This window comes from Thomasclavelia cocleata (assembly GCF_900102365.1).
GTDB lineage: Bacteria > Bacillota_I > Bacilli_A > Erysipelotrichales > Coprobacillaceae > Thomasclavelia > Thomasclavelia cocleata.
In genome coordinates, this window is the sequence record NZ_FOIN01000005.1 from 1 (window position 1) to 26,600 (window position 26,600).

31 protein-coding genes, 1 tRNA gene and 1 other annotated feature are annotated in these 26,600 nt (G+C 27.7%); of the genes, 25 read left to right on the top strand and 7 right to left on the bottom strand.

Features of this window, described 5'->3' with window-relative positions; translation table 11 throughout:
- Positions 1-93: 93 nt before the first annotated feature.
- Together BMW96_RS03465 and BMW96_RS03470 are read left to right on the top strand one after the other, a co-directional pair.
- Positions 94-169 (top strand) — tRNA-Glu (locus BMW96_RS03465).
- A gap of 77 nt (positions 170-246) precedes the next feature.
- The gene (locus BMW96_RS03470) at positions 247-633 is read left to right on the top strand and encodes a hypothetical protein (protein WP_092352540.1); all 387 of its coding nucleotides are present in this window, start codon (positions 247-249) and stop codon (positions 631-633) included.
- A gap of 23 nt (positions 634-656) precedes the next feature.
- Here BMW96_RS03470 and gdhA read toward each other — a convergent pair whose 3' ends face one another.
- Complete coding sequence (gene gdhA / locus BMW96_RS03475; protein WP_092352542.1) at positions 657-1,997, bottom strand: NADP-specific glutamate dehydrogenase; 1,341 nt, start codon at positions 1,995-1,997, stop codon at positions 657-659.
- Positions 1,998-2,899: 902 nt separating this feature from the next.
- Between gdhA and BMW96_RS03480 the strand changes: the two genes are divergently transcribed.
- The 13 genes from BMW96_RS03480 to BMW96_RS03540 all read left to right on the top strand — a co-directional run bounded on the left by BMW96_RS03480 (position 2,900) and on the right by BMW96_RS03540 (position 12,731).
- The gene (locus tag BMW96_RS03480) at positions 2,900-3,880 is read left to right on the top strand and encodes an ATP phosphoribosyltransferase regulatory subunit (protein ID WP_092352544.1); all 981 of its coding nucleotides are present in this window, start codon (positions 2,900-2,902) and stop codon (positions 3,878-3,880) included.
- Complete coding sequence (hisG, locus tag BMW96_RS03485) at positions 3,873-4,502, top strand: ATP phosphoribosyltransferase (RefSeq protein ID WP_092352761.1); 630 nt, start codon at positions 3,873-3,875, stop codon at positions 4,500-4,502. The genes BMW96_RS03480 and hisG overlap by 8 nt, the downstream gene beginning before the upstream one ends.
- Complete coding sequence (hisD, locus tag BMW96_RS03490; RefSeq protein WP_092352546.1) at positions 4,502-5,800, top strand: histidinol dehydrogenase; 1,299 nt, start codon at positions 4,502-4,504, stop codon at positions 5,798-5,800. Before hisG ends, hisD begins: the two co-directional genes overlap by 1 nt.
- 2 nt (positions 5,801-5,802) lie before the next feature.
- A complete protein-coding gene (gene hisB, locus BMW96_RS03495; protein ID WP_092352548.1) occupies positions 5,803-6,390 on the top strand; it encodes an imidazoleglycerol-phosphate dehydratase HisB in 588 nt (195 codons plus the stop codon).
- 1 nt (position 6,391) lies between these two features.
- Positions 6,392-7,000 (top strand): imidazole glycerol phosphate synthase subunit HisH, encoded by a 609-nt coding sequence (gene hisH, locus BMW96_RS03500; protein ID WP_092352550.1) that lies wholly within the window; start codon positions 6,392-6,394, stop codon positions 6,998-7,000.
- Positions 6,994-7,719, top strand: a complete 726-nt coding sequence (hisA, locus tag BMW96_RS03505) for a 1-(5-phosphoribosyl)-5-[(5-phosphoribosylamino)methylideneamino]imidazole-4-carboxamide isomerase (RefSeq protein ID WP_092352552.1) — start codon at positions 6,994-6,996, stop codon at positions 7,717-7,719. The genes hisH and hisA overlap by 7 nt, the downstream gene beginning before the upstream one ends.
- Complete coding sequence (hisF, locus tag BMW96_RS03510) at positions 7,701-8,465, top strand: imidazole glycerol phosphate synthase subunit HisF (protein WP_092352555.1); 765 nt, start codon at positions 7,701-7,703, stop codon at positions 8,463-8,465. The genes hisA and hisF overlap by 19 nt, the downstream gene beginning before the upstream one ends.
- A complete protein-coding gene (gene hisIE / locus BMW96_RS03515) occupies positions 8,465-9,103 on the top strand; it encodes a bifunctional phosphoribosyl-AMP cyclohydrolase/phosphoribosyl-ATP diphosphatase HisIE (RefSeq protein ID WP_092352556.1) in 639 nt (212 codons plus the stop codon). Before hisF ends, hisIE begins: the two co-directional genes overlap by 1 nt.
- Positions 9,104-9,131: 28 nt before the next feature.
- Positions 9,132-9,929, top strand: coding sequence for a histidinol-phosphatase HisJ family protein (locus BMW96_RS03520; RefSeq protein WP_092352558.1), 798 nt, complete (start codon positions 9,132-9,134; stop codon positions 9,927-9,929).
- A complete protein-coding gene (locus BMW96_RS03525) occupies positions 9,919-10,365 on the top strand; it encodes an HAD domain-containing protein (RefSeq protein ID WP_092352560.1) in 447 nt (148 codons plus the stop codon). The genes BMW96_RS03520 and BMW96_RS03525 overlap by 11 nt, the downstream gene beginning before the upstream one ends.
- 260 nt (positions 10,366-10,625) lie before the next feature.
- The gene (locus BMW96_RS03530; RefSeq protein WP_092352563.1) at positions 10,626-10,973 is read left to right on the top strand and encodes a hypothetical protein; all 348 of its coding nucleotides are present in this window, start codon (positions 10,626-10,628) and stop codon (positions 10,971-10,973) included.
- Between the two features lies 1 nt (position 10,974).
- The gene (locus tag BMW96_RS03535; RefSeq protein WP_092352565.1) at positions 10,975-12,141 is read left to right on the top strand and encodes a cation diffusion facilitator family transporter; all 1,167 of its coding nucleotides are present in this window, start codon (positions 10,975-10,977) and stop codon (positions 12,139-12,141) included.
- Between the two features lie 236 nt (positions 12,142-12,377).
- Positions 12,378-12,731, top strand: a complete 354-nt coding sequence (locus BMW96_RS03540; protein ID WP_092352567.1) for a TnpV protein — start codon at positions 12,378-12,380, stop codon at positions 12,729-12,731.
- 31 nt (positions 12,732-12,762) lie between these two features.
- Here the strand turns inward: BMW96_RS03540 and BMW96_RS03545 are convergent, their stop codons facing one another.
- A complete protein-coding gene (locus BMW96_RS03545; protein WP_092352569.1) occupies positions 12,763-13,479 on the bottom strand; it encodes a TRM11 family SAM-dependent methyltransferase in 717 nt (238 codons plus the stop codon).
- Between the two features lie 174 nt (positions 13,480-13,653).
- Between BMW96_RS03545 and BMW96_RS03550 the strand changes: the two genes are divergently transcribed.
- The 4 genes from BMW96_RS03550 to BMW96_RS03565 all read left to right on the top strand — a co-directional run bounded on the left by BMW96_RS03550 (position 13,654) and on the right by BMW96_RS03565 (position 18,435).
- A complete protein-coding gene (locus tag BMW96_RS03550; RefSeq protein ID WP_092352571.1) occupies positions 13,654-14,502 on the top strand; it encodes a DNA adenine methylase in 849 nt (282 codons plus the stop codon).
- Positions 14,495-15,835, top strand: a complete 1,341-nt coding sequence (locus BMW96_RS03555; protein WP_092352573.1) for a type II restriction enzyme — start codon at positions 14,495-14,497, stop codon at positions 15,833-15,835. The genes BMW96_RS03550 and BMW96_RS03555 overlap by 8 nt, the downstream gene beginning before the upstream one ends.
- Before the next feature lie 275 nt (positions 15,836-16,110).
- Positions 16,111-16,845: a hypothetical protein gene (locus BMW96_RS03560; protein WP_092352575.1), complete on the top strand. Its 735-nt coding sequence runs from the start codon at positions 16,111-16,113 to the stop codon at positions 16,843-16,845.
- Positions 16,846-16,902: 57 nt separating this feature from the next.
- On the top strand, positions 16,903-18,435 hold the full coding sequence (locus BMW96_RS03565) for a DUF2971 domain-containing protein (protein ID WP_092352577.1): 1,533 nt from the start codon (positions 16,903-16,905) through the stop codon (positions 18,433-18,435).
- A gap of 589 nt (positions 18,436-19,024) precedes the next feature.
- Here the strand turns inward: BMW96_RS03565 and BMW96_RS03570 are convergent.
- From BMW96_RS03570 to BMW96_RS03590, 5 genes are all read right to left on the bottom strand, one after another.
- On the bottom strand, positions 19,025-20,197 hold the full coding sequence (locus tag BMW96_RS03570; protein ID WP_092352579.1) for an ABC transporter permease: 1,173 nt from the start codon (positions 20,195-20,197) through the stop codon (positions 19,025-19,027).
- The gene (locus BMW96_RS03575) at positions 20,190-20,921 is read right to left on the bottom strand and encodes an ABC transporter ATP-binding protein (protein ID WP_092352581.1); all 732 of its coding nucleotides are present in this window, start codon (positions 20,919-20,921) and stop codon (positions 20,190-20,192) included. The genes BMW96_RS03570 and BMW96_RS03575 overlap by 8 nt, the downstream gene beginning before the upstream one ends.
- 56 nt (positions 20,922-20,977) lie before the next feature.
- Positions 20,978-21,445, bottom strand: a complete 468-nt coding sequence (locus BMW96_RS03580) for a hypothetical protein (RefSeq protein WP_092352583.1) — start codon at positions 21,443-21,445, stop codon at positions 20,978-20,980.
- A complete protein-coding gene (locus BMW96_RS03585) occupies positions 21,438-21,647 on the bottom strand; it encodes a helix-turn-helix transcriptional regulator (RefSeq protein ID WP_092352585.1) in 210 nt (69 codons plus the stop codon). The genes BMW96_RS03580 and BMW96_RS03585 overlap by 8 nt, the downstream gene beginning before the upstream one ends.
- 99 nt (positions 21,648-21,746) lie before the next feature.
- Entirely contained in the window at positions 21,747-22,028 is a 282-nt protein-coding gene (locus BMW96_RS03590) for a nucleotide pyrophosphohydrolase (protein WP_092352587.1), read from the bottom strand.
- A gap of 169 nt (positions 22,029-22,197) precedes the next feature.
- Positions 22,198-22,428, top strand: a binding site (T-box leader).
- Between the two features lie 34 nt (positions 22,429-22,462).
- On the opposite strand from BMW96_RS03590, the gene BMW96_RS03600 reads away from it, so the two are divergent.
- The 6 genes from BMW96_RS03600 to BMW96_RS03625 all read left to right on the top strand — a co-directional run bounded on the left by BMW96_RS03600 (position 22,463) and on the right by BMW96_RS03625 (position 26,183).
- Positions 22,463-23,467, top strand: coding sequence for a methionine ABC transporter ATP-binding protein (locus tag BMW96_RS03600; RefSeq protein ID WP_092352589.1), 1,005 nt, complete (start codon positions 22,463-22,465; stop codon positions 23,465-23,467).
- On the top strand, positions 23,468-24,133 hold the full coding sequence (locus tag BMW96_RS03605) for a methionine ABC transporter permease (RefSeq protein ID WP_092352591.1): 666 nt from the start codon (positions 23,468-23,470) through the stop codon (positions 24,131-24,133).
- 9 nt (positions 24,134-24,142) lie between these two features.
- Positions 24,143-24,964, top strand: coding sequence for a MetQ/NlpA family ABC transporter substrate-binding protein (locus tag BMW96_RS03610; RefSeq protein WP_092352593.1), 822 nt, complete (start codon positions 24,143-24,145; stop codon positions 24,962-24,964).
- An 86-nt stretch (positions 24,965-25,050) separates the two neighbouring features.
- The gene (locus BMW96_RS03615; protein WP_092352595.1) at positions 25,051-25,410 is read left to right on the top strand and encodes an inorganic diphosphatase; all 360 of its coding nucleotides are present in this window, start codon (positions 25,051-25,053) and stop codon (positions 25,408-25,410) included.
- Positions 25,403-25,750: an iron chaperone gene (locus BMW96_RS03620; protein WP_092352597.1), complete on the top strand. Its 348-nt coding sequence runs from the start codon at positions 25,403-25,405 to the stop codon at positions 25,748-25,750. Before BMW96_RS03615 ends, BMW96_RS03620 begins: the two co-directional genes overlap by 8 nt.
- Complete coding sequence (locus BMW96_RS03625) at positions 25,743-26,183, top strand: GNAT family N-acetyltransferase (protein WP_092352599.1); 441 nt, start codon at positions 25,743-25,745, stop codon at positions 26,181-26,183. The genes BMW96_RS03620 and BMW96_RS03625 overlap by 8 nt, the downstream gene beginning before the upstream one ends.
- The last annotated feature ends 417 nt before the right edge of the window (positions 26,184-26,600 follow it).

A 26,600-nucleotide genomic window follows, 5' to 3' on the forward strand; every position in this document is an offset into this window, starting at 1 on the left:
GTCGGTAGAGCAGAGGACTGAAAATCCTCGTGTCGCTGGTTCGATTCCGGCCGGAACCACCATTTATCTAACTGTGCAAACAGTTTTTATTTTGGCCTGTTGGAGAAACGGTTAACTCACATGCCTTTCACGCATGCATTCACGGGTTCGAATCCCGTACAGGTCACCATTGAAAGTTAACAACCATTATGGTTGTTTTTATTTTAGCTTATATGATATACTATTGAATATTAAAGAGGTGTTTAAATGAAATATAAAGAGTTTAGAATGTTAATATTTTCAATTGTTTTTTTCTTTGTAATTACTGGTGTATGTATTTATTTTGCCTTGGATCATAATCGTTCTAAAGTGATTATTGGAGTTATTTTATCGTTTGTAATTTTGATGATGTTAACAACCAAGTATAATATGAAAATATTTAATGATTCAATATTGATTTATGAATTTAAAGGTATTGGAATTATGCCTGCATTAGTAGATTATGAGAATATTAAGGAAGTAACATTAATTAGTAAACATAGAGTTAAGATTAAACATAAAGGAGCATCTATGCTGTATATTTTGGATGCAGAGTCTTTTTATGAAGAATTAATAGAAAATATGAAAGAGTATAAAAAAAGCGTTAATCATTAAATAATTAACGCTTTTATAAACAACTAGTAAATTCCTTGAGAAATCATTGCATCAACAACTTTTTCAAATCCAGCAATATTTGCCCCTTTAATCAAATCATATCCTAAACCATATTTTTCAGCTGCTGCTACTGATGAATTATGAATATCGATCATGATATTATGAAGTTTTTCATCAACTTCTTCAGCAGTCCAATTATAACGCATTGAATTTTGAGACATTTCTAATGCAGATACAGCAACTCCACCAGCATTAACCGCTTTACTTGGTGCTACAACTACACCTTGTTCAACTAAATATGCAATTGCATCATTAGTTGTTGGCATATTAGAAACTTCAACTAAATATTTAATTCCATTAGCTACGATTTGTTTAGCTTCTTCCATACCAATTTCATTTTGAGTAGCACATGGCATTGCAATATCAACTTTAACATCCCAAGGCTTTTTACCAGCATAGAATGGAACATTAAATTTATCAGCGTAATCTTGAACTTTATCTCTACCAGATGCACGCATTTCCAACATGTAATTGATTTTTTCATGATCTAATCCATTTTCATCATAAATATATCCATCAGGACCAGAAATAGTTAAAACTTTACCACCTAATTGAGTGATTTTTTGAGCAGCTCCCCAAGACACATTTCCAAATCCAGATAAAGCAAATGTTTTTCCTTTAATTTCTTCCCCAAAATGTTTTAACATTTCAACAGCATAGTAAGTAGCTCCATAACCAGTAGCTTCAGGACGAATTAAACTTCCTCCATAAGATAATCCTTTACCAGTTAATACCCCATTTTCATAAGCACCAACAATGCGTTTATATTGACCGAATAAATATCCGATTTCACGACCTCCAACACCGATGTCTCCAGCAGGTACATCTACATTAGGACCGATATGGCGATATAGTTCAGTCATGAATGATTGACAGAATCTCATAATTTCCCCATCTGACTTACCACGAGGATCAAAATCACTACCACCTTTGCCACCACCAATTGGTAGACCAGTTAATGAATTCTTAAATATTTGTTCAAATCCTAAGAATTTAACAATTCCTAAGTATACAGAAGGGTGGAATCTTAAACCACCTTTGTATGGTCCAATGGCACTATTGAATTGAACACGATATCCACGGTTAACTTGTACTTTACCTTCATCATCAGTCCAAGCAACTCTAAACATAATTATTCTTTCAGGTTCTACTAATCTTTCTAAGATAGCATAATTTTCATATTCTGGATGAGCTTCTATGACTGGTTGTAAGCTTCCCAATACTTCTTCAACTGTTTGAATAAATTCTGGTTGATCAGCATTTTTTTCTTTCACTTGATTTAATACTTTAGTAATATAATCCATTTTTATATTATCCTCCTTCTTATATATTTAATATAATACTATTAGTCTGATAATAAATAAATAATTTAAGAAAAAAATATTATAAATAAATTATTTTATTACTTTGCGTGTAAAAATGCAGTATATATAACTGTATTTATAAAATTATTATATAAGAAAACATCTAATTATAACATTTTTTACTAGAATTATATTAAAATATAAGATATAAAAGCAAGAAAATTATTATAGATAAAGGGATTTTAATATTTAATGATATAATAAATTATCATAAACCTTTAAATTTAGATGTATTTAATGAAATACTAAAAATGATATGAGAGAAGATTTAATTACTATTAAGGTTATAGAATTATCTGTTTTTGTTTATCTTGGATGGAGGTAATTAGTAGAAAGTTTAACGAAGTATATTGTTATTTCAAAAAATAAAGAAAGTGTAAAATCATTAATTAATGTAAATAAATTAGAGGATGCTGTCTAAAAAATAGAGAATACATTACAAGAAAAAAGTTTATAAATAGATTTAATAATAATATTTTCCAAATAAAAATTGAATGAAAAAGCAGTTAATTTATTATTATTTTATTTTAAGAATAAAGCTGATACAACTAATAAGGATTTAAAGATAGGTTAAATTTTGTAAAAGATTTACTTTAAAGCTAAATTTTGTCTTTTCATTTGATTAAAGATATGATATATTGTATACAATGAGAGGTGCTAATTATGAAAACAATCACAAATTTACAACTACATCACCATCATTGGATTGCCTAGGGTTTTATCAGTTTTTGATACAACCCATTTTGTATTAAATATAGTTTGGGTGTATCTAATGACAATATTACTTTAGCGAGTCATTAGTGTAATGACTCGCTTTTTTATAACTAAAAGGGGGAAAAGAAATGGAAGAATTTAAATATTTAATACCAGAAGAAAGTATTGATGCAATTGTTACAAATGTATCAAAGTTGAGAGAAATTGAAAATAGTTTAAGAATGATATTTGCTAAAAACAATTATAATGAGGTATTAATGCCATCATTTGAATATGTAGACTTATATACACAATTGGATTGTGGTTTTGAACAAGAGAAAATGTTTCAATATATTAACCATGAAGGTAAAAATGTTGCGATGCGCTGTGATTTTACAATTCCATTAGCTCGTTTTTATTCAACAAATAACTATGATAATGAAGTAGCTCGTTATTGTTATTTTGGTAAAGTATATCGTAAAGAAATTATGCATAAAGGACGTTCAAGTGAGTTTTTTCAAGGTGGTGTAGAGTTAATTAACAAACCAGGAATTGATGGTGATAAAGAATGTTTAAACATGATTCAAGAGTCTTTGCCTCACCTTTGTTTAAAGAATGTTTTAGTAGAAATAGGATCGGCTCGTTTCTTCAATCGTTTATGTACTTTAGTTGATGATAAAGCTGAAGAATTAACAGAAATTTTAAAGTTAAGAGATATTAGCGGAATGAAAAAATTTGTTGCTAATAATGATTTTAATGATGAGCTAAATAATTTATTGTTAAAGCTTCCAACAGCTTTTGGGGATATTACTTTATTAGATGCTGCTATCAAAGGAATTAGTGATGAGGTATTATTAAAAGCATTAGAGAGATTAAAAGAACTTTATAATTCATTGGATAATAAAGAAAGTATTATTTTTGATTTAGGAATGGTTCCAGCAATGAAATATTATACTGGATTAATGATTAAAGGATATAGTGATAAAAGTGCTCAGCCAATTATTTCAGGGGGAAGATATGATGATTTATTACCAAGATTTAATAAAAATGTAGGTGCAATCGGATTTTGTTATCATATGAATCATATTTTAAAGGCAATTGATAAACAGGGGGAAGATAATGATGATTAAAATAGCGATTACTAAAGGGAGAATAGAAAAGCAGGTATGTAAATTATTACAAGAAGCTGGATTTGATATGGATCCAATTTTTAATAAAAATCGGGAATTGTTGATTGCTACTAAAGATGGTATTGAGATGATTTTTGGTAAAGCTAATGATGTTGTTACATTTTTAGAACATGGAATCGTTGATATTGGTTTTGTAGGAAAAGATACACTTGATGATGTTGATTTTAAAGATTATTATGAGTTGCTTGATTTAAAGATTGGCAAATGTTGTTTTGCAGTAGCAGCTTATCCTGAATATCGTGATAAAAAGTTTGAGCGTAGAAAGAAGATTGCTAGTAAATATACTAAGGTTGCTAAAAGTTATTTTGCTAAGAAACAAGAAGATGTTGAAATCATAAAGTTAGAAGGGTCAGTGGAACTAGGACCAATTGTTGGAATTAGTGATGCTATTGTTGATATTGTAGAAACAGGTTCTACTTTAAAAGCTAATGGTTTGGAAGTAATTGAAAAAATTAGTGATATTTCAACTCGATTGATTGTTAATAAAGTTAGTTTTAAATTTAAAAAAGATGAAATTATGAATTTAGTTACTAAATTGGAAGCAGTTATGGAGGATAAATAATGTTAAAAATAATTGATTACAAAGGTAATTTAGAAGCAATTGCAACTAAATTAGATAGTCGTAAAGAAAGTGTTAATAAAGAAGTAAATGATGCAGTACTTAAGATTATTGATGATATTAATACTCGTGGTAATGAAGCCTTATTTGAATATTGTCTAAAATTTGATGGTTATAAAATAAATAATGAGAATGATTTAATTGTTAGTGAAGAGGAAAAAGAAGAAGCTTTGAAACTGATTGATGAAGATTATATGCGAATTCTTGAACGAACTAAAGAACAAATTACTGCTTTTCATAAAAATCAGGTTGATAAATCATGGTCATTATTTAAAGATAATGGAGTGATTATGGGACAGATGGTTCGTCCAATTGAGCGTGTTGCTTTATATGTACCAGGAGGAACTGCTAGTTATCCATCAACTGTATTAATGAATGCTTTACCAGCTAAATTAGCAGGTGTTAAAGATCTGGTTATTATTACACCAGTAAAAGAAGATGGTAAAGTGAATCCTGTTATTATTGCTGCTGCAAAGGTTAGTGGTGTTAATACAATCTATAAGTTTGGAGGAGCACAAGGGGTTGCTGCAATTGCTCATGGTACTCAAACGATTAAAAAAGCTGATAAAATTGTAGGACCTGGGAATATTTTTGTGGCTACAGCTAAAAAGTTAAGTTATGGTTTAGTAGATATTGATATGGTGGCTGGTCCAAGTGAAGTATTAGTAATAGCAGATGAAAATGCTAATCCTAAATATATTGCAGCAGATTTAATATCTCAGGCAGAACATGATAAATTAGCTAGTGCCTTGTTAGTTACAACAAATAAAGATTTAGTAGCTAAAGTAGACATTGAATTAAAGCGTCAAATAGCTTATTTATCAAGAAAAGAAATTATTGAAGAGTCTTTAGCTAATTATGGCGGTGCAATTATTGTTAGTAATTTAGATGAAGCTTTTGATGTTTCAAATTATTTAGCACCAGAGCATTTAGAAATATTAGTAGACAATCCAGTTAATACATTGCCAAAGATAAAAAATGCTGGATCAATTTTCTTAGGAGAATATACACCTGAACCATTAGGAGATTATATGAGTGGAACTAATCATGTTTTACCAACAGGAGGAACAGCTAAATTCTATTCAGCTTTAGGGGTATATGATTTTGTTAAATATTCATCTTATAGTTATTATCCAAAGAATATTTTAGGAGATTTTAAGGATGATGTAATTAAGTTTGCTAAAAGTGAAGGCTTAGATGGACATGCTAATTCGGTAGCTGTAAGATTTGAGGAGGAATAATCGTGAGAATTGGAAGATTAGAACGAGAAACTAAAGAAACTAAAATTTTAGTTCAATTAGATTTAGATGGTGAAGGTAAAAGTGAGATTGATACAGGGATTGGATTTTTTGATCATATGTTAACATTATTTGCTTTTCATGGTAACTTTGATTTGATAGTTAAATGTGATGGTGATCTTGAAGTTGATACACATCATACAATTGAAGATCTGGGGATTGCTTTAGGAAACTGTTTAAAAGAAGCCTTAGGGGATAAAAGAGGAATTACTCGTTATGGAGCATTTACGATTCCAATGGATGAAGCATTAGTTACAACTGATTTAGATATTAGTGGACGACCATTTCTTGTTTATAATGTAAATCTAACATGTGAAAGAATTGGTACTTTTGAAACTGAGATGGCAGAAGAATTTTTTAGAGCCTTTGCTTTTAATTCATTAATTACACTACATATAAATGAACGATATGGAACAAATAATCATCATATAATTGAGGCTGTATTCAAAAGCTTAGCAAGAGCATTAAAAGAGGCTGTAAAAATTGATGAACTAAACAAAGATAAAATAGTTTCATCAAAAGGGGTATTATAAAATGGTTGTAATTATTGATTATAATATTGGTAATTTAAGCAGTGTTACATCAGCTCTAAAAAGGGTTGGAATTGAAGCAGTAATTACTCGGGATAAAGAACTTATCAGACAAGCAAGGGCAATTGTTTTACCAGGAGTTGGAGCTTTTCCTGTAGCAATGAATAATTTAAAAAAATATGATTTAATTGGTGTTTTAAATGAATGTAAAAATGCTGGAATACCAATTTTAGGAATTTGTTTAGGAATGCAGATATTATTTGAAAAAGGGTATGAAGTTGAAGAAACGGATGGTTTAGGTTTTTTAAATGGTGAAGTAAAATTTATGGATATAGATGAAAAGATACCTCATATGGGTTGGAATCAACTGCATTTTAACCAAATTCATCCTATCTTAAAGAATATTCATGAAAATGATGATGTTTATTTTGTACACTCGTTTATGGCAGAATGTCCTAATGAACAATTAGTAGCTTACAGCGATTATGGTGATACTAAAGTAACTGCTATTGCAGTTAAAGATAATATAATTGGATGTCAATTTCATCCTGAAAAAAGTGGTGCTGTAGGAATCCAAATATTAAAAGCGTTTAAGGAGATGATTGAATGTTAGTAATACCAGCGATTGATTTAAAAGATGGACAAGCAGTTAGATTATTTAAAGGAGATTATAATCAAAAAACAGTTTATAGTGATAAACCAGAAAAATTAGCTCAAGATTTTGAAACAATGGGAGCTAAATTACTACATGTAGTTGATTTAGATGGAGCTAAAGATGGAAAGTGTATTAATCTTGAAACGATAAAAAAAATAAAACAAAATACTTCAATGCAAATAGAGCTAGGTGGAGGAATTAGAAATCTGGAAACTGTAGCATTATATTTAGATGAAGTTGGTATTGATCGTGTGATTTTAGGAACTGCTGCAATCAATGATCCAGAATTTTTAAAAAATGCTTTATGTACATATGGGGCAGAAAGAATTGTTGTAGGTGTAGATGTTAAAGATGGTTATGTTTCAACTTCAGGCTGGTTAGAAACAAGTGCAGTACCATATTTAGAATTTATTAAAGATTTAGAAAAATTAGGAGTCAAATATATTGTTGCTACTGATATTAGTAAAGATGGTACATTACAGGGACCTAATTTTGAAATGTATGAACAGATAACAAAAACATCTAAAATTAATTTTGTAGTATCTGGAGGAATCAAAGATGCTCAAAACATTAAAGATGCTGCTAATAAAGATTATTATGCTTGTATAGTTGGTAAAGCATATTATGAGGGAAGAGTTGATCTCAAGGAGGTTATTGCATGCTTACAAAACGGATAATTCCTTGTTTGGATATTAAAAATGGTAAAGTTGTAAAAGGGATAAATTTTGTAGGATTAAAGGATGTTGGAGATCCTATTGAGTTAGCTAAGCGTTATGATCAACAGTGTGCAGATGAAGTAGTATTTTTAGATATTACTGCTAGTTATGAAGAAAGAAATATTATTAAAGATTTGATTGAACGTGGTGCTAGTGAGTTAACAATTCCCTTAGCTGTTGGTGGCGGAATTAGAACTATCGATGATTTTAGAATGATTTTAGCAAGTGGTGCTGATAAAGTATCAGTTAACTCAGCTGCTATTGCTAACCCTAATTTGATTAAAGAAGCTGCTGATGAATTTGGTGTTCAATGTGTAGTAGTGGCAGTTGATGCTAAAAAACGTGAAAATGGTGGTTATGATGTTTATGTCAAAGGTGGTCGTGAAAATACTGGGATTGATTTAGTTGAATGGGTAACTAAATGTGAAGCATTAGGAGCAGGAGAAATTTTATTAACTTCAATGGATGCTGATGGAACGAAAGCAGGTTATGATATTGATATGATTAATACTGTATGTAATGCTGTTGATATTCCCGTAATTGCAAGTGGTGGTTGTGGTAGTATTCAAGATATTGTTGATGTTTTTAAACAAACTAATTGTGATGCAGCTTTAGTGGCTTCATTGTTCCACTTTAAAGAAGCTACAGTAGAAGATGTACGTGTTGAACTACGAAAACATGATATTAATGTAAGGAGAGCAATGTAATGAAACCAGATTTTACTAAAATGGAGTTAATTCCTGCTATTATTCAAGATTATAAAACAAATGAAGTCTTGATGTTAGCTTACGTCAATGAAGAAGCTTATCAAAAAATGCTGGAAACAAATCAAACATATTTTTATTCACGAAGTCGTAATGAATTGTGGCATAAAGGTGAAACTTCAGGGCATTTTCAAAATATTAAAGGAATGTATTTAGATTGTGATCTTGATACGCTATTAATTTATGTTGAACAAATTGGTGTGGCTTGTCATACAGGCGCATATTCTTGTTTTTTCAATGAAATAATGGCTTATGATAATACTAATATTTTTAGAAGTTTATCTAATTTAATTGAAGATCGTAAACAAAATCCAGTTGAAAAATCTTATACCAATTATTTATTAGATCAGGGGATTGATAAGATTTGTAAAAAAATTGGTGAAGAAGCTAGTGAAACGATTATTGCAGCTAAAAATGATGATAAAGAAGAATTAATTGGTGAAATTAGTGATTTATTTTATCATGTCTTTGTCTTAATGAATAATCAGGGTATTTTACTTGAAGATATTGAAAATAAATTAAAAGAACGTCATAAAATAACAGGAAATAAAAAAGATTTTCATACTAAAGGGGAATACTAGTTCCCTTTTTCAATAGGAGGAAAAGATTATGAGAAAAATAGATTATCATATGCATACTTGGTTTTCAGGTGATAGTGAAGCTGATCCTAGAGAACATGTCAAACAAGCAATAGCTTTAGGTTTAGATGAAATATGTTTTACTGATCATCGTGATTTTGATTATCCAATAGATTCTTTTGAATTAGATATTGAAAAATATTATCAAATGATCATGTTTCTAAAAGAAGAATTTAAAGATCATATAATTATTAAATGGGGTATTGAAATAGGTTTAGATATGAATTATCAAAAAGAAATCAATGAATTAATTAATCGTTATCCTTTTGATTTTGTAATAGGTTCAATTCATGTAATTAATCATACAGAATTTTATTATGGTGATTTTTTTAAAGGACTAGTAAAAGAAGATGCTCATCGTTATTTTTTTGAAGAAACATTAAGATGTGTCAAAAATTTTGATTGTTTTAATGTTCTAGGACATTTAGACTATATTATGCGTTATGGTCCATATGAAAATAAAAAAGTAGATTATAATAAATATCAAGATATTATTGATGAGATTTTTAAAACATTAATAACTAAAGAAAAGGGAATTGAAATTAATACTTCAGGTTATGCCGTTAATGGTAATTGCGGTTTTCCTAATTATCAGCAGATTAAACGATATTATGATTTAGGTGGGAAAATTATTACAATTGGAACTGATAGTCATACTAGTGATCGAGTAGGGCAGTATATTAATGATGTTGTTGAGCATTTAAAAAAAATTGGTTTTAAAGACGTTTCTACCTTTACTAAAAGAAGTTGTGATTTAAATGAACGATGAAACAGTGTATATTTTTTTAGATGTTGATGGTGTTTTAAATAATGATATAGCTAGAAAAAAATATCGAGGAACTGATATGCGGATGTTAAATGATAATAATTTAGCAGAATTAGCTAATTTAGTTAATAAAATTAATAAGCATTATTTAATAGTTCTTATTTCTACATGGAGATATTATATTGATAATATTAATATATTGAAAAAATCATTAAATAAATATGGATTATCATTATCAGATTGTTTAGACATTGATTATACTAAAAGTCGAGGTGAATTAATTATTGAATATTGTCAAAAGAGAAACATTTTATTTAATAATATCTTGATTCTTGATGATACATATATTGGTGAATTATCAACAAGGCTAGTTAAATGTAATTTTAAATTTGGTTTAACTAAACAAGAAACTGAGAATGCACTGAAGCTTTTAAGATAATATATTAGATTTGTGTATAAGGATTATTGGGGAATGAAAAATATATGATTTGTTCTCAATTTTAATTTAGAAAATAAATCTTTTATGTTTTTAATAGTTATTAATACTGTAATTAAAATAGTTTGATTATATGGACTATTTTAGAGTAATGGTATTTTTTGAGGAAGTTTTGTTGTTTTAAAAAAATATATTTTATAATAATTGTCATATTGTTATTGGGTTTATGATATAATGGGTATTATATATTTGGAGGTAAAGACATGGAATTATATAATAAAGAATTATTAAAAAATTTAAAAAATACTGTAGATGACAGTGGCTATTATATGCCTAAAGCACTATTTAGTGGCAGCAAGTTTGGAAATGTACGATTAGAGACTAAACTAGCATATGTAGCTTTATTAGATACATTATTAAAAAAACCTGTATATAATCAAGAAAATTTAGCATTATTAAAGATTGATAATCCTGTTATCGGACAAACATTGGCTATTTTAGCTAATAAAGAAGTTAATCAAGATAAAGTTGCTAGATATATAGATGAATTAATTGAAGCTAATTTAATTGAAATTAATAAAAAAGATATTTATATTTATCATTTAGATTAAAATGTTTAAAATTTTAGCAAAGAAATTTATTAAGAATAATACTGAATTTAATAATCCTAAAGTAAGAGAACAATATGGCACTCTTTGTTCAATTATATCAATTGTATGTAATATTGTTTTAGTTATTTTTAAACTTACAATGGGAGCTATTACACACAGTATTGCTATTCAAGCAGATGGATTAAATAATTTATCTGATGTAGGTAGTAATTTGGCTTCATTATTTGGTTTTAAACTAGCTAATAAACATCCTGATATTGAACATCCTTATGGACATGGACGAATTGAATATGTAGCAGGTTTAATTATAGCATTTTTAATTTTATTAGTTGGTTTTCAAGCATTACGAGATTCGGTTTTTAAAATAATTGCTCCTGAAAAAGTTACTTTTACAATTGTTGCAGTAATTATTTTAATTGTTTCCATTTTAATTAAACTATGGATGGCTGTTTTTAATCGATATGCTTCAAAAAAAATCAACTCTGCAACACTATTAGCAGCTAGTCAGGATAGTTTAAATGATGTTTTAGCAACTTTGGCAACTTTAATTTCTTTGATTTTATCACTATATACTGATTTACCAGTGGATGGAATAATGGGAGCAGTTGTTTCAATTATTGTTTTAAAAGCGGGAATTGAAATTTTTAAAGATACTGTAAATCCATTATTAGGAATGGCACCTGATAAAGAATTGATTAAAGAGCTTGAAGAATATATTTTATCATATCCTGAGGCTTTAGGGATTCATGATTTAATGATGCATGATTATGGACCTGGTAGAAAGTTTTTAACATTGCATGTTGAAGTTGATTGTAACGATAATATTATGGCAACACATGATGCAATGGATAGAATCGAAAGGGCAGTTTTGGGTAAGTATCATATTTTAACAACTATTCATATGGATCCGATTGATTCTAGTGATGTTTTGACTAATGAATTAAAAGAAATTGTAATAGATGTTGTTAAAGAAATAAATGATGAATATAGTATACATGATTTTAGAATTGTTTCAGGGCCAACGCATACTAATTTGATTTTTGATGTTTTAATTCCGTCTAATGATCAAATAAAACATACTATATTAAAAGAACAAATAAATCAAAGGTTAAAGGCTATTGATCCTAGTTACTTTACAGTAATGCAGATTGAACATAGTTTTGTATAAAAAATAAAAAAATCAGAAATTTCACTAAAGTGTAAAATCTGATTTTTTATTTACTATTATATGCATTATAAGGGGTGGAATTTTGAATATATAAATACTTAAATTAAATCTATATTAGTAATGGAACTTGTTAGACATTCAAATTTTGATTTAACTGAAAGAGTTTATACACATGTGAAAGAATCAAGCAAAGTAGAAGCGATTGAAAATGTGTTTGGAAAGGAAGGTATGTAGGCATGAGTAAAATTGAATATAGTAGGGTGGGGGATTATTATATCCCTAATCTTAAAATAAAATCTAGATCAAAAGTGTCGTTAGGTAAATATGGAAGAATGAGATTAAATTATTTAAAAGAACAAGAGAGAGCGCATCATAATGCTCTCTTGATGAATAATAAATTATATGATCATTTAATTGAGATAGATAAACAAGCGTATGAAATGCATGATAGACTTGTTGAACAGTATAAAGAAAAAAGGGGAATTACTGAAGAATTAAAACAAACTAATCAAATGGAATGGGTTAGACAGATGAATATGATAAAAGGGATAATTGAACAAATTGTGTATGATGTTCTTATTATAATGTAAAAATTACTCCCCATGAAACGTAGGGAGTAATTTATTTAGATAAAATAAAAATATATTCATGGGCTAAGAGATAAAAATTAAGATTTCGTATTTTGTCTTGCCAGTATTTTGTTGATCCACAATTATGCTGTTCCTTGATTATAATCTCTTTTAAAATGAAACCATTGTTTAAGAAAACTTGCATTGTGTTAAAGGCTAAAGGAATAACATTTCCATTTTTTCTAATATCGCCAATCATAAAAGAACAATTATGTCCTTGTTTTAAAACACGATATAATTCTTTACTCACTTTATCTATATGTAATAAAAAATCTTTATAATCTAATAACGATAAATCGTTCTCAAGATTTTTACTATATTTGATTATATTTGCATAAGGTGGATGAGTGCAGATAAAGTCTATTGAATTATCTTTGATCATAGTCATTTTTTTAGCGTCACATTGATATAATTCGATTTTAGCAGAATTGTGACAATCAAAATGTAATCGTTCTTTAGAAATATTGAGAGCATCATTGTTAATATCTATTCCAATAGCATTTCTATTTAACAATTTTGCTTCAATAAGTGTTGTTCCTGAACCTGCAAAACAATCTAGTATAAGGTCATTCTGTTTGGTATATTTGAGAATTAAATTTTTAGGAATATGAGGAGACCAATTTCCTCTATAATCACCTTTGTGTGTAGCCCAATTTCCTCGATCAGGAAAACTCCATATAGTAGTATTTTGTAATTCGTATGTTTTCATATAAAACACCTCCTACTATATATGTACGTAGAAAAATACAAAATTCCTTTAAAAAAATACAAAAAGATTTAATTTTCTTTAGTTATGCTTATTTTCCCCTGAAAAAATTCGTTTTTATTTAGTTTTATCTGAGAATATGATAAAATAGCCATGATATAGGAAGGAGTGTTTTTAATGGCAAATCAGAAAAATTTAGTTTTAAGTCCAGTTTTAAAATGGGTTGGTGGCAAAAGACAGCTATTGAATGATATAATTCCTATGATACCTAAAAATTGTTCGACTTATGTTGAACCGTTTATTGGAGGAGGGGCTGTATTATTTGAATTACAACCCAAGAAAGCAATAATAAATGATTTTAATAGTGAGTTAATTAATGTTTATACAGTTATCAGGGACTATCCTGAAGAACTAATAAAAGAATTGCAATTTCACAAAGATAATAATACATCAGAACACTTTTATGCAGTGAGAGAATATGACAGAAAACCAGAATTTTTTTCTCAAATGACACCAGTACAAAAAGCAGCAAGAGTTATTTATTTGAATAAAACTTGTTATAATGGCTTGTATAGAGTGAATTCTGCTGGACAATTTAATTCTCCATATGGGAAGTACAAAAATCCCAATATAGTGAATGAAACAGTCATTAGAGCGATGTCAAAGTATTTCAATGAAAATAATATTGTCATTAAAAATGAGGATTTTAAAGAAGCATTAAAAGGATTGAGAAGAGGTGCATTTGTTTATTTAGATCCACCATACATGCCAATATCTAGTTCATCTTCATTTACAGGTTATACTGAAAATGGTTTTAATGAAGACAAACAAAGAGAATTAAAAGAATTATGCGATAAATTAGATAAAAAAGGTATAAAATTCTTACAATCAAATTCTGATTGTGAATTTATACGAGAGTTATATAGTGGTTATAGAATAAAAACTATTAAAGCGAAAAGAGCTATTAATAGTAAAGGGAATTCTAGAGGAGAAATAAATGAGGTGTTGATATACAATTATGAGTAAAAATAAGGATTTATCAGTAGATGAAGCTTGGGAAAAGTTATTAGAAAAATATGACATTGTAAAGAAAATAGAAGAAGATGGGATATTTCATATTGAGGCTTCACAAATAAAAGAATTTAAAGAACCAAGATTAATGTCAAAATGGGATAGTTCAGAACAATTGCCTTCTGCTTTGAAACGTAATAAAATCAATATCTTGCCTAATAGTAGACGTTCTTATGTATTAGGAGATTTTCTTTTGTATCAAGACATTCCTGAACTTGAAGAACATGTAACAAAAATGACTGCAGTAGAATTACCAGAATATGAAAGTATAGATATTAACAACATTACATCTGAAGCTAATGCAATTAATGTATTGATATTGTCAAAAATATTAGATGACTTTTTGGGTACCGATGAAAATGTTGGTACATTTAATGGACGTATGGGTACAGGTACATTTGATTTCAATGTTAATACTGTGAGAGGATCGAAACAACATATTCTAGTCAATAACGCTCAGTGTGAAATAGATGGTGGATTTGAAAATTCGGAGTCAGTAGTAATCATGGAAGCCAAAAACGTAGTTCATCCTGATTTTCATGTTAGACAACTTTATTATCCATATAGATTATGGAAAACTAAAGTTAACAAACCGATTAGACTTGTTTTCTCAATATATTCAAATAAAATATATCGTTTATTTGAATATGAATTTACTGATATAAACGATTATTCATCAATCAAATTGATTAGGAACAAAAACTATTCTCTTCAAGATATAGAAATTACATTAGAAGAACTAATTGAAGTTAGAAATGCTACACCAATAAAGTTTGATGATAATCAAGAAGATAAGAGTTTACCTCCATTTGTTCAAGCGGATTCATTTGATAGAATAATTTCTTTATTAGAGAATATGAATGATAATCCAATGAATGATGAAGAAATAGCAGAATTAATGCATTTTGGTTCTAATTTAAGTAACGGAAAACCAGTTTTCAGACAATCTCAATATTACTATAATGCAGGCAAGTATTTGGGATTATTTGAAAAGATTCGTACTGAAGAAAATGAAGTGAAATCAGTTTTAACATCCTTAGGTAAAAAAATTTATAAAATGCAATATAAAGAAAGGCAATTAAAGTTGGTTTCTTTAATTTTAGAACATCAGGTATTTGCTGATTTCTTTGATGAGATTATTGCGAATTTTGGTAAATTACCTGAAAACAAGGATATTCAAGAAAGAATGAGAGAATTGAATGTTTGCAACGAAGGACAGATTGCTAGAAGGTCACAATCTGTGAGATGCTGGTTGAAATGGATTTTCAATTTAATTAGATTGTCATAAAAAAGGAGGAAATTTTGTGAGCGATAAGATAAAATTGGACTTTCTTAACATGAAAAAAGAATTAACGAAAAACGGCGGATTATTATATCAATATAGACCTTGTTGTAGAGATTCTACTAGTCCTATGTCAAGAATTCGGACTAACAAAATGTAAGAAATTTAGTTAGTTTCCTCTAACATGTGTCTGTGATGTTAGAATAAATTGTAGTGTAAGACTCCTTTAGTAAGAATATAAAATAAAATGTCTGCAGAAACAAGACTTTATTCGTGACCATGTGTGTCTTGGGGCTGCAGGTGGAAAGGAATGTAAGGTTATTATTGAAAAGTTTGTAGAGAAATTTAATATTTTTGATATATTTACTATGTTATTGCCTGGAATAGTTATTTCTAGTTTATTTGGGATTTCTTTATCGTTTAAATATTATGGAATATGGGAAAAATTTGGGAATGAAAAATACATTTTGTTTTTTATAATTTCTTATGCTTGTGGCTTGGTTTTTCAGGAAGTTGGAACTGTTTTCGATAAGAAATTTATGTTTAAAATTTTGTATGGTGGAGAGCCAAGAAAAATTTTTTTGTTAGAAAACAAGTACAATAAAATTTTTAATGATGAGCTTTCATATAAAGATGCATTAAGGATTAAACAATATTTAAATGACTATATTAATATTAAAACATCCAAAAATGTAAATGAGGAAAAGTTGAATTCTCTCATGTTTGCATATTGCTTGAATATTTGTGAAATGAATGGGCTGGCATCTAAAGCTGATAAAATGATTGTTAATTCTGAGATGAGTAGGTCTTTATTTTGGGGCTGTATTGCAACAATTATTTTAAATATAATTATGATTTTTTGTTTTTCATGTCATTCACTATTCTTGTATGGTGAAATCCTATTTTTAATTATTATAGCAATAATATTTCTTTCTCGAAAAAGAAGATATGAGCAATATAGAATTAGAATACTGTTGAGAATGTTTTTAATTTATACTCAGAAGCAAATGAGATAAAAGAATAAGATTTTGTTCTTGTTTTACATAAATTTAAATGAAAAGAGAGTTAATTTTATGATTGGTGAATTTATGTTTACTACCATATATGATATTGAAAATATTCGTCATGATGTTGTGTACTCTCAGACTCCATTAAATATGAATGATCCCTTTGATTCGAAAATAGCTTTTTCAAATGAAAAAATATGTGATAATATTATTTCTATGATGTTAGATACATTAGAATTAGAAAAAGAGCAGAGAAGAATAATATTCTATTTGATCAAATACAGGATGTTAGATCAAATTGGTGAATTTATTTTGTTATTAAAAGAGTTGAAAACATATATACAGAAAAAGCGATTAGAGATGCATCTAACCACTGTGCCACTGAAGCTATTTGTTACAAGACATTTAAATAACTTGTTTAAAAATGCCCCTAAAAGATGTAAAATCTATGGGAAAAGTTTATTTTATATTTTTGCTATTCTTGTTGAAGGTATGGAGGAAATATCAGAAGATAGTATTAATAGTATGGTGGCTAGCAATGATTTTTTAGATAAATTACAAAGGAAAATTGAGAAAATACACAAAGAAATATACATACCTAAATTAAAAGAATTTCTATCATCTATAACTATTTCTTGTTTTAGCTCAAGTGGATGGGATAATCAATTAATGTGGGCTCATTATGCAAGGAGTTATTCTGGTATTTGTATAGAATATGATTTTAATGAAATGAATGAATTTATTGGTTTTATTTATCCAGTATTATATGATAAAGATAGACTGACAATAACCATGCAAGACATGGGAATAGAGAAATTTGAATTAAGTCAAGCTGATAAAATTAAATATTCGGAAGTTGATATGAAAAACATCTTTAGGTATTTATTAACTAAAAATGTATGTTGGGAATATGAAAAAGAATGGAGAATAATCAATCCTGGAGAACCAAATAAACCGATGTTTATTCCAGTTCCTTTTGTAAAATCTATAACATTGGGTGTTAACATAGATTTATTCTGTAAAAAGTTACTTTTATCTTTATGTGAAGAAAAAAAGATTGATTGTTTTGAATTGTATATTAGTGATGAAAACTTTGAATTGAGTAGAAAACGAATTTCTACAAAAGATTTAGATTATGACATTAAACAAGATACAGAATACCTTGTATTGTTGCTTAATCAAACAAAGGAATATATGCTAAAATTTAGTAGTAATTGTCAGACATGTACAACAGAGTTTGAAGAAAATAAAATTAATGTTGTTTTGATAAATGAAATCTTATTAGAATTAATCGACATACTTACAAATGTATATTTCTTTAAATATGCATTAAATTTGTTAATAAATCAAAACATTGAAGAATTTAAAAATGTTGATACACCTAAAGAAATGCAAGATGGAATAAGAAATATAGAGAAATTTGTTAAAAGTTCTAATTCTGTAATGGACTCATTAGACACCTCATTCACAAATTTTTTACAAAACTTGAGAATTAGCAGAAAAGAATATGTGACATTTCAAAATAAATTAAATAATATTAAAACATTAATTGAAAAAGTTGAATTGTTAGATTGGCATGACATTTTAGAGTTAAATTGATTATTTTGCAATCAATTACAATTAATATAATCACTGTCAAAAAACTTTCAATTTTCTTTTAAGTGTTGTACAATAGGGATACACAAATAAAAATGTTAAGTTTTTAAGGGATATTTTCGAACTGTTTCTATTCCTAGATAACGATACTTTTCCAATCTCATATAACATATTAAAAAACTAATTATTAATTTCTTTATTTAATGGTTAAATATCAAATTAAACGGTAATTAAAATACTTAAAAATTAATATTACTTGCAATGAAGCTCCTTGCAACAAGCAATGGAGTATCTTTATTTTTATATTCAAAGATAACACATCTTTGACAGAATATCAGGCATTTAGGAAAAGTTAATTGGAAAATCAAGTGGAATAACTGGTTTAAGAAAGTTTATTATGTAAATGTCAAACTAAAAGGCTCTATTATTACTGTTAAGATAACAGTTTAATAGAGCTGTAGTTATTTCATCATATAGATTGTTCGTTTTTTTAGTGTTCTATTTTCTAATGCTTATTGATTTGATGCTTACCATTATAAAATGAAAGCGGGATTTATTAGAACGATAAGAATTATATCATTAGGTAATAACTCTAAGCTCTAAAAATTACTTCTTCTTTTTCATACATCATTTTTGCGCCAATCATAGAAATTATAACATAGATTACAGACCAGCCAATTGTCATATACAAGTGAGTGTAATTTAATTGATTAAAAATGATTTCCTTAATTACAATAACTACATTTAAAATTGGAATATTCATCATTGCCATTGAAACAGAACTTGGTTCCATGTACATAGTAATTACTGAAAGTAATACAGGAATTAAAGTAACAGGTGTTAAATACGTATTAGCTTCTTTTAGTGAACGGGCATATGTTGAAACTAATAACATTACTGCAGAGATAAAAATTACATATAATACAGCTAATAAAACAATTAATAGCATACTTTGAATTGATAGATCAATTGATATTGCCATAGTATCACTCATTCCAAATTTAAAGGCTAACAGTAAACCTACAGCAGATAAGATTGATGTGATACTTCCAAACGTAGCAGTAACAATCAGTTTTCCAATTAAGATAGAACTTCTTGATATGCTGGTAGAAAGTAATGGTTCCAAAGTACCACGTTCTTTTTCACCAGCTCCTAAATCAGTAGCAATTGGAACTATTCCAGAACCAGAATATCCAATAATCATCATTGGAATCAGCATTCCTAACATCATTAATGACATACTATCGGCTTCTTCATCTTTGGCATGCTCATTATAGGTAAAAGGTTGCAATATTTTACTTGAAAGATTATTAGCTTCTAAATATGAAGCTAAATAGCTATTTTGGTAGTTACTAAACATTGTTTGTACAGTACTTATAGCAGTTAATGCACGTTGAGAGGTAGTATCATAATATAAATCTACTTCTGGAATGGTACTTTTTGCTAATGATTCATTTATATCTTTTGCAATAATATATGCTGTGATTTTACCATCATAAGCTTCATTAATAGGATCTTTACTATTAACAAGTTCGTAAATACCACCTTCTTCAAAAACAGCTTTTATTTCAGGATTATTTGTTTCTAAAACGATTTTATATTTATTATCTTCACTTGGTGCAGCCATATCCCCAACTGATGAAAAGATAAAAGTAAAAACCAAAGGCATAACAACAATAGGAATAACAAAAGTCATTAATAATGTTTTACGATCTCTTAAAATATCTTTAAATTCTTTTTTTACAATTGTCATTATATTATTCATTGTTGTTACCTCCAATACACTCAATAAATAATTCCTCTAGATTTTCTTTTTTATAATTCTCTTTTAATTGTTCAATTGTACCACTAGTAACAATTTTACCTTTATGAATAATAATAATTCGATCACATAATTTTTCAGTTTCATACATATTGTGACTAGAAAAAACAATAGCTTTATTTTCTCGTTTACATTTTAAGATAAAATCATGAATTAATTTACTTGATAGAACATCTAAACCAGTAGTTGGTTCATCAAATAACATAACATCAGGATGATGAATAATACTGCGAGCTAAAGAAACTTTTTGTTTCATTCCACGACTATATTTTCCTACAGGGCGATCAATATAATCAGTCATTTCTAAATCTTGAGCGATTTGATCAACTGCATGCTTAGCTTCATCATCACTCATACCGTTCAATTTAGCAAAATAAGTCATATTTTCACGTCCTGTTAAACGGTCATATAAAGCAACATCACCGCCAAATAAGATCCCAATTTTTTCTCTGATTTTACTTGGATTATCAATGATATTATAACCATCAATAATTGCATTTCCATTAGTTGGTTTCAACATCGTTGCTATCATTCGTAAAGTCGTTGTTTTACCAGCTCCATTTTCACCAAGTAAACCAATTATTTCTCCTGGGTTAACTTCAAAAGAAACATTTTCAACGGCATTTACCTTTTTAAATGTCTTGGTTAGATTTTCAACTTTTAACATATTCTTTCCTCCATTAATTATATATGTGATATAAGTATATACATATTTTTTGTAAATTAATATTTTCTATTGTAATAGAAATATAAACAAATTCGTATAATCATAATAATAAAGATACAGGTAATGATTCCTAATAATAAATCAAAGCTGTATAGGGGAGTTATTATAGATGCCAATGCCATACTAGTTATTTCTAAAGTAAATACTGAATTGTTACCAATTTTATCATATATGAATAATTTTCTTTCATCGTGGTGATTGATGTATTTATTGATTAATTTAGTTTTATTTTTGGCTAGAAAAAAGTTAGAAATTAAATTAATGCATGGAAAGATGAGTAATGAAAACGATAAACCAGTTTGATAACCGCAAACAAAATCTTTGTAATGTTCATTAGTTGAATTGACTGATAAAACATTGTTAAATAATAGAATAATTAGTATTAATGAAACTAATATTAAACCTATCATATAATAATTTGTCTTTTTTAGGTCTTCCAAGGCCAAAGTTACTCTTTTACCCATTATTAAATTCCTCCTCAAAGTCAAAAACTTCTTCTATCATTAAATCAAAATATTTAGCTATTTTATATGCTAAAACTAGTGAAGCAGTATATTTGCCTACCTCAATTGAGGTAATTGTCTGTCGGGTTACCCCGACAGACCTTGCTAGTTCTTCTTGAGAAATTTTTCTAGCTTTCCTAAGTTCTGGAATTCTAGTTTTCATCATATCATCCCTTCAATGTAAAGTTAGCTTTACATATATAGTATAGTTAACTTTGCATATTTTGTCAAGTATACTTTGCAAAACAGGAATTTACTGAAGCTAATCTTTAACTGGATATTTTTCTGTGTTTTTTATAAGTTTATTAGTTATAATTTCTATTGTATCAAGATTTAGTGAGTATGCTAACTGAAAACAATAAATCATTACATCTGCTAACTCTTCACTAATTTTATTTTTATCACATTCATTATTCCATTGAATACATTCCAATAGTTCACCTGCTTCAATAACAATACTTTTAATTAAACTATCTGGATGTTCTAATTGATCCCATTTGCGTGCTTGAACAAATTCAATAATTTTATTTTCTATTTCTTTCATAAAATCCTCCTTGTAATAATTATATAAAGTTATCATCTTAATTCAAGTATTTTGAATAAATGGTGGTTTAAACGGGAATAAATAAATTAACGAAAACAACCATAGTAAAATAGTAGGAAATATTTTAAAATTATTCTTGACTTTTTAAATATATTTAGTTAATATAATTTCAACGACAGTGAAAAGAAGAGTAATTCATGCTAGCTTGATAGAGAGTCCTTGGGTGGTGGAAAAGGATAGGTGAATATGAATGAAGATGGTCTTGGAGTTTTATAGGCGATATTTAGTCTATGACGGGTGTGCCCGTTAACGCACTAGAGTATGATGGTACTCGAAGAGGTTATTATTGTGAGGTAATAATGAATTAAGGTGGTAACACGGGTTATAACTCGTCCTTTGTAGAGGACGGGTTTTTATATTTTAAGGAGGGTTATATGATTGAAATTAAACAAGTTAGTAAAGTATATCGATTAAAAAATCGAGAGGTAATAGCTGTTGATGATGTTTCATTGACTATTGAAGATGGTGATATCTATGGGATAATTGGTTATAGTGGAGCTGGTAAATCAACTTTGGTACGTTTGATTAATCAATTAGAAATTCAAGATAGTGGAAAAATTTTTGTTGATAATCAAAATCTAGGAGACTTATCTTCTAATGAACTTAGAAAATTAAGAACTAAAATTGGAATGATATTTCAACATTTTAATCTATTATGGTCACGGACTGTTAGTGAAAATATAGAGTTAGCACTAGAAATTGCTGGTAATAAGGATAAACAAGAACGTCATAGTAAAGTTCAAGAATTAGTTGATCTAGTTGGGTTAACAGGCCGTGAAAATGCTTATCCTAGTGAATTATCAGGTGGTCAAAAACAACGAGTTGGTATTGCAAGAGCTTTAGCTAATGATCCTAAAATTCTTTTATGTGATGAGGCAACTAGTGCTTTAGATCCTGATACAACTAAATCAATCCTGGATTTATTATTAGAAATAAATAAAAAGTTAAATATAACAATAATTATGATTACTCATCAAATGGAAGTTGTACAAAAAATATGTAATCATATTGCTGTTATGTCTGAGGGAAAAGTAATTGAAACTGGTACTGTCAAAGAAATATTTACTGCTCCTAAACATTCAGTAACTAAGAGTTTTGTTCAGGAAGCAAAAAGCCATAATGATTTTAATGAAGAAATATTAAAACAAATTTATTCACAAGGAGAATTGTTAAAGGTTATTTTTGATGAAAAGATCAGTCGTCAACCAGTTTTGACAAAAGTCATTAGAGAAAGTGATGCAGATATCAATGTTATTGAGGCAAATTTAAATAATACTATAGATAGTTCATTTGGGATTATGATTTTACAAGTAATTGGAGATTATCAAAGAGTAAAAACTTTATTTGAAAAGTATTTAGCTAAAGTAGAGGTGATGTAAATGAGTAGTATTTTAGAGAATATTGATTTTGATACAATGGTCAATGCATTAAATGAAACATTATTTATGACGTTTGTATCTTTGATTTTTGCAGTGATTATTGGATTGATTTTAGGAATAGCGATATATTTAACCCAAGAAGATGGTTTGTATCCGAATTTATTTGTTAATAAAGTTTTAAATTTAATTGTTAATGTATTAAGAGCGATTCCATATATTATTTTATTGATTCTTTTATTACCATTAACAACAACTTTAGTTGGATCAATGATTGGAGCAAAAGCAGCTTTGCCTTCATTGATTTTATCAAGTGCACCATTTTATGGAAGAATGGTAATGATAGCTCTTAATGAAGTTGATAGTGGAACTATTGAAGCAAGCAAGGCAATGGGGGCAAATAATTGGCAGATTATTACTAAAGTATTAATTCCTGAAGCTAAGCCAGCTTTGATTTCATCAATTACTGTTATGGCAGTATCACTGGTTGGTTATACTGCAATGGCAGGGGCTATTGGAGCAGGAGGATTAGGTAATTTAGCATATTTATATGGAATGGTTAGAAATAACAATTATATAATGTATACTGCGACAATTTTAATATTAATTATTGTGTTTATTATTCAATTTATTGGGGATTATTTTGTTAGAAAGATAGATAAAAGGTAGGGAAAGATTATGAAAAAATTATTTACTGGAATTATTAGTTTATTATTGGTAATTACATTAACTGCTTGTGGTGGAAGTGGCAAACGTGATAAAAATACTTTATTAGTGGCAGCTACATCAAAACCACATGGAGATATTTTAACTGAAGCAAAATCAATTTTAAAAGATGAATATGATATTGATTTAGAAATTAAGATTTTAGATGATTATTATATATTTAATAAGTCATTAAATAATGGTGATGTTGATGCAAACTTTTTTCAACATATTCCGTTTTTTGAAAATGATATAGAACAGAATAAATATAATTTGGTTAATGCAGGTGGAGTACATATTGAACCCTTTGGTTTTTATTCAAAACAAATCAAAGATATAAAAGAATTAAAGAAAAATGATGTGATTGTTATTTCTAATTCAGTTGCAGATCATGGGCGTATTTTAGCAATTTTAGATAAAGCAGATGTAATTGAATTAAATAGTAATGTTAAAGTGCAGAATGCAACTATTGAAGATATTAAATCAAATCCTTTAAATTTACAATTTAAAGAAATCAAACCAGAGATATTAACAAGTGCTTATGAAAATAATGAAGGAGCATTAGTTGCAATTAATGGGAATTATGCAATAGATGCTGGTCTAAATCCAACTAAAGATGCAGTTATTTTAGAATCTGCTGATGAAAGCAATCCATATGTTAATATTGTAGCATGTAAAAAAGGTCATGAAAAAGATGAGAAAATTAAAGCATTAGTTGATGTTTTACAGTCAGATAAAATTAAAAAATTTATAACAGATACTTATAGTGATGGTTCTGTAATTCCTATTGAGTAAAGATGCTAAATGTGGCATCTTTTTTAACTAAATTGCATATTTAATCCAAATAATTTATAATTAACTAAAATAAAAGGAGAAGAAAAATGCCAAAAGTAGAAGCTGTAGATTATCTAAATCAAAAGATTAATATAATAATTGATCGACCACTAGGATTAAAGCATCCTAAATATAATTTTATATATCTACTTAATTATGGATATGTTCCAGAAACGATTAGTAGAGATGATGAAGAATTAGATGCTTATTTATTAGGAGTGTTTGAACCAGTTAAAAATTATACTGGAAAAGTAATAGCAGTAATAAAAAGAATTAATGATAATGATGATAAACTGATTGTTGTTCCAGAAGGGGTTAATTATAATAATGAGCAGATTAGAGCTTTAACTGAGTTTCAAGAAAGGTTTTTTAAATCAAAAATAATTAGAGGTATTGATCATGATTAAAACTGTGGATGATTATATTAATAGTTTTCCTGATAATATTAAGGAAAAATTAATTTGTTTAAGAAAGATTATTGTAGAGAATGCTCCTGATGCTAAAGAGGGTATATCTTGGGGTGTTCCTACTTATAATCTAAATGGATTTTTAGTTCAGTTTGCAGTTTGTAAAAAACATCTGGGATTTTATACTTCTCCTGCGACACTTGTATGTTTTCAAGAACAATTAAATGGATATAAAACTAATTCTAAAAATACTGTTCGATTACCAATAGATCAGGATTTACCAGTTAATTTAATTAAAGAAATGGTACTGTTTAAAGTTAAGGAAAATAATAGTGATTAGAAAATTTAGTATTTTAGATATTGATCGAATTATGCAGTTATGGTTAGATGCTAATCTTGATGTTCATTATTTTATTAATAAAAGTTATTGGTTAAATCACTATGAAATGGTTAAGCAAATGATTTTAGATGCTGATATATATGTTTATGAAATTAATTACAAAGTATTAGGTTTTATAGGTATAGTTGATAATTATATAGCAGGGATTTTTGTTGATAAAACTTATCGTTGTCAAAATGTTGGTCATCAGCTAATCAATTATATAAAGAAAGATCATAAATATTTAATTTTATCAGTTTATCAAAAGAATCAAAAAGCAGTGAATTTTTATATAAAAGAAAAATTTAAGATTATTAAAGAGCAGATTGATTTGGATACTAATGAAGTAGAGCTAGTAATGGAGTATAATCATAAAAGAATAGAATCAAAATAATTATTTATATTTGTTGTGAGATTTATCATATAATTCATGTAATATATACATAGATATTGTTTTAACTGTGGTAGTAATGTTTGCTTTTATTATTTGAAAAAATACATAATTATAACTAAAGAAATATATCATAAGGTCAATAATTTGTATAAAGTTTTTTCTAAAAATAAGTATATTTGAGCTAAAAAAACTTATTTTAATAGTTTTTAGCTCTTTTTGTATTTATAAGTTTTTTATCAGTTGATAATATATCAATTTTATAGTTGTGAATAGTATATGACTAAAGTTATAGAATATTCTAAATTGTGTTTTAAGTGATGAAAAATGTATAAATGAAAGTATTAATTCTATTTTTTTAAAATTATAATAGATGATAAAAAATAAATTGCTTTTTATTGGGTATGTAATTATTTAGAG